The 3,972-nt window shown below is 46.7% G+C and carries 5 protein-coding genes; 1 reads left to right on the top strand and 4 read right to left on the bottom strand.

What is annotated here, in order from left to right; all coding sequences use genetic code 11:
• The 3 genes from GF401_15545 to dprA all read right to left on the bottom strand — a co-directional run.
• Positions 1-173, bottom strand: a 173-nt coding sequence (locus GF401_15545; GenBank protein MBD3346467.1) for a hypothetical protein, incomplete at its 3' end; no start/stop codon positions are given.
• 3 nt (positions 174-176) lie between these two features.
• Positions 177-470, bottom strand: a complete 294-nt coding sequence (locus tag GF401_15540) for a hypothetical protein (protein ID MBD3346466.1) — start codon at positions 468-470, stop codon at positions 177-179.
• Positions 471-476: 6 nt separating this feature from the next.
• On the bottom strand, positions 477-1,574 hold the full coding sequence (gene dprA, locus GF401_15535; protein MBD3346465.1) for a DNA-protecting protein DprA: 1,098 nt from the start codon (positions 1,572-1,574) through the stop codon (positions 477-479).
• A 226-nt stretch (positions 1,575-1,800) separates the two neighbouring features.
• On the opposite strand from dprA, the gene GF401_15530 reads away from it, so the two are divergent.
• Complete coding sequence (locus GF401_15530) at positions 1,801-2,592, top strand: STAS domain-containing protein (GenBank protein MBD3346464.1); 792 nt, start codon at positions 1,801-1,803, stop codon at positions 2,590-2,592.
• A gap of 3 nt (positions 2,593-2,595) precedes the next feature.
• On the opposite strand, the gene uvrC is transcribed toward GF401_15530, so the two are convergent.
• Complete coding sequence (gene uvrC, locus GF401_15525) at positions 2,596-3,972, bottom strand: excinuclease ABC subunit UvrC (GenBank protein MBD3346463.1); 1,377 nt, start codon at positions 3,970-3,972, stop codon at positions 2,596-2,598.

The raw sequence follows: 3,972 nt of genomic DNA, 5'->3' as shown, positions 1-3,972 counted from the left end.
CCGGGTATCCATTCTTCGGGAAGCGACGGTATGAGAGTATGAAAAAGATAGGGAAGCGCCGAGTCGGCTTTTTGAAAAAGGAAGAAAAACACATACAGGGTCGTAACAAGAGGTAGAATGATCAGGGCACCGGATACAATGTTGGGGATTATCTGCTTGACATACTTTCGCATTGCTCAGTTTTTCTCCTCAATAAATTTATAAACACGCTCATCTTTTTTAGCCATTCCCAGTTTTTCTCGTGCAAGCTTTTCGAGATAGGCGGTGTCGTTTTTCAATTTTTCTATTTGTACACTCAAAGAGTCAATATTTTTGTGCATTTGCCTGATTTCGGTTTCAATTGTTTTCAGTTCGCGGTGAGATCTGAAAAGGGTAATAACACTGTTGGGTCCGCTCAGAAGGAAATAGAGTAAAGCCACTGCACAGGTGATAAGTATCCAACGTCCAATTTTTATTCGATTTTGTTTCATGTATATTTACGCCCGGATAAACTGTTGTCCGGAAACCTGTTGAATGAGACCTTTGAGTTCCATGTTCAGAAGCAGGCCCAGAAGGTCGGTAAGAGCCAGACCGGTTTTCTCGGTCAACTGGTCGATCCGCTGGGGTAGCGATGAAAGCATTTCAAAAACCTTTTTTTCCTTTTCCGAGAGAAGCTCCAGGGCCACTTTCGGTTTTGGAGCCTCCACAAAGTGAGGGGTTTTCAGGTGATCGATTGCCTGAATCGTTTCTACAATCTCCCGAGCATTTCGTACAGGAACCGCACCGCTTTTAATTAGCTTGTGGGTTCCGACACTCTGGGGTGAAAATATCGATCCGGCTACGGCAAAAACATCTCTTCCCTGCTGAAGAGCATAGTGTGCGGTTATCAGACCGCCACTCTTCTCACCGGCTTCAACCACCAGCACCCCTGCCGATAAACCACTGATAATCCGATTGCGCCGCGGAAAATTAAAGGATTCGGGCGAGGACCCCAGAGGGAATTCCGATACCAGTGCTCCGTTTTCGAGAATCCGCTCCGCCAGTTTTCTGTTTGTTGCCGGATAGATTGTATCGAGACCGCAACCGAAAACAGCTACTGTTTTACCATTGTTTTCGAGACAGGTCTGATGAGCCGTGGTGTCGATCCCCAGCGCAAGACCGCTGACAATCACCAGATTCGACCGGACCAGGCCTTTGACAATATGGGATGTTGCATTTTTCCCGTACTGGGAAGCTCTCCTGGTGCCGACCACTCCTACGGCATGGTGAGTAAATGCATCAGGAGAACCTTTTACATACAACACCGGCGGTGGAGCAAAGATCTCTTTTAGCAGCGGTGGATAATCATCGTTATCAAGGGTAAGAATGGTGACATCGAGCCGACGGGACAACTCGACCTGCTTTTCGGCTTCCGCAAACAAATTGGGATTATGGATCTGGCTTGCTATGGCCTTTGAAAGCCCGGTTTCCTGCTGGAGTTGTGTTTGGGAAGTTTTGAACACATGCTCGGGGGAGCCATACTTTTCAAGCAGGTTTTTGATCCGTACCGGCCCGAGGCCCTTGACAGAATTTAGTGCTATCCAGGGAAGCGGCATAAAAATTCTACTATCGGAGTGAATGGAATACCAAATTTCAAGAAAATATATTTTGCCTCAGGATTTTTTGATAAAATATAGAAATATCGACTTTCATGAGGTATAATAACAATATTACTATTAAACATACTGGATTATTACCTTGCAAGCAAAATATCGAGATCTTTTCTTGTAGTATCGGCCCCAGACAGGGTAATAAGGAAAAGAGAGGAAAGGGTCCTGCCGCGTGAAATGTTATGAATTAACCAAATGCTCAAAGGAGCAACAGGAAAAATGCTTTGTCTGGAATAATTTCCGCGAGAATCCCGATGATTTTGAGAATATTAAATGCTGGGTGCTGAAAAGCGTTCACCAGCAGGAAAATCGCGACCTTCTTAAAAAATGCCTTAAGTGCGAATATTATCTGATGATGAACCGGAATGCAGGTTTGATTTCCGATTTTGACGCCGATATCGCCGTGGTTACCTGTGAAGGTGTTGTGAATAATGATAAAACCCGGGCAATCTCCGAGATTTGGGAAAAAATCAAATCGAAGAATAAATTCAAGGTTATTCTGGATTTTTCCGCGGTTAATAATATCTATTCCTGCGGCCTGGGACTTCTTGTCAAGATTCACAAGGAGACAAAGCAGAATGGTGGAAAGCTGGTAATAATCGGGGCCGGGGGATACGTTTTGACCTCCTTTAAGAGCACGAAACTCGACCGGCTTCTTACCCTGGTGCAAACTACCGCTGAAGCCGGGAATGTTTTCGATGCGCTGAAAGAGAAAAGGGACGCCGCGGCTGCAGAGAAAGAAAAAAAGGAAAAACCAAAAAGACGTCCGCCCTGCTGGGAATACTGGGATAACCATAATCCCGACAATGCTACCACCTGTGATGAATGCTTTAAAAAGATTAATCCTTCAAATGCACCCTGCTGGATCGTGGAAGGGATGGTTGAAGGGGTCTCTTTTCAGTATGTCAATGAGGACTGCGAAAGCTGTGAGTATTTCATGGAATTTGCATCCCATGACCTGTAAGGATTACAGCATACTTTTCAGCTTTTGGGCCGATTCTTCGGAAAAACCTTTTACCTGGGCGATTTCCCCGACGGGAGCCTCTTTAAGCCGGGCGATCGACCCGAACCGCCGCAGCAGCAATTTCGCTTTTCCGGGCCCGATTCCTTCAAGAGACTCGAGTGACGACCCTTTGAACTGTTTGCCCCGCAGTTTTCGGTGATAGGTGACCGTATACCGGTGAACTTCATCCCTGATTCGCTCTGCGAGTTTTCGTGCACTGTGGTTTTGCGGCAATCGCACCGGATTATTACAGTATGGGGAGTAGAGTATCTCTTCTTTTTTGGCCAGCGAAATTACCATGGGAGGATTTTCGAACTCATAAAGCGGTTTAAGCACGGCACTCAGCTGGCCTTTTCCACCATCGATAAGAAGAAGGTCGGGAAAAGGTTTGTTTTCCCGCCTTAAACGGTCCAGGCGGCGTTTCACCGCTTCGATCATCATGGCAAAATCGTTCTGATTTTCGACACTCTTAATCTTATACCGCCGGTAATTCGATTTATCCGGGACACCATCCCTGAAAGAAATCATGCCTGCAACAGCAAAGCTGCTTCCCATGTTGGAAATATCAAAAGCTTCGATTCGCGAGGGCATGTTGGGAAGGCAACAGACTTTTTTAAGCGCCTGCACGCTTTCGATCGCCTGCATGGGGCGATGGATTTCCAGATAGAGTTTTCCGTTTTTTTGGGCAAGATCGATAAGATGAAGCTTTATCCCTCGTTGTGGAATGACAATACCGATGGGCCGCTTAAAATGTTCACCGAGCCAGGTAGAGAGCATCTCTTTTTCGATCGGTAATGACTGAGGTAAAATCAGTTCGGACGGTGGTTCCCTGGAGGTACGAAGGTAATAGCGGACAACAAGCGAGTCGAGGTTCGATTCCTCAAAGTCCCATTGCTGTTTGTTCACAATAAAATGCTCCTTGCCTAACAGCAAGCCTTCACGGAAAGCGAGCACGGTGAGACAGACATACTTTTCGGTAGCATACCATCCAAAGACATCGGCGTCGGATTCCGGGAGACGAAGGTCGACCTGCTGAAGCCGTGAGGCATCTTTGATCAGCCGGATCTGGTCCCGGAGCAGGGCCGCCTGCTCGAATTCCAGGAGCGCGGATGCCTGTTCCATCTGTTCGTTGAGTGAGGCGATCAGGTCTTTGCGTTTGCCCTGTAAAAATTTAATCAGCATTTGTATGTTTTCATTATATGCTTCCCTGCTGATTTTACCCCCGCATGCGCCGCTGCAGCGTTTCATGGAATAATTCAGACAGGGGCGAACCGGTCTTTTTAGAGGCAGTCTTTTGCGACAATCCCGGAGCCTGAATATCTTTTTGGCAAAATGGACTAT

Source organism: Chitinivibrionales bacterium, from assembly GCA_014728215.1.
GTDB lineage: Bacteria > Fibrobacterota > Chitinivibrionia > Chitinivibrionales > WJKA01 > WJKA01.
This window is presented reverse-complemented; position numbering and strand designations above follow the sequence as displayed.

Excerpts from the sequence above, each read along its gene's own strand:
- GF401_15540 (MBD3346466.1), bottom strand. The coding sequence starts at position 470 with ATGAAACAAAATCGAATAAAAATTGGACGTTGGATACTTATCACCTGT.
- dprA (MBD3346465.1), bottom strand. The coding sequence starts at position 1,574 with ATGCCGCTTCCCTGGATAGCACTAAATTCTGTCAAGGGCCTCGGGCCG.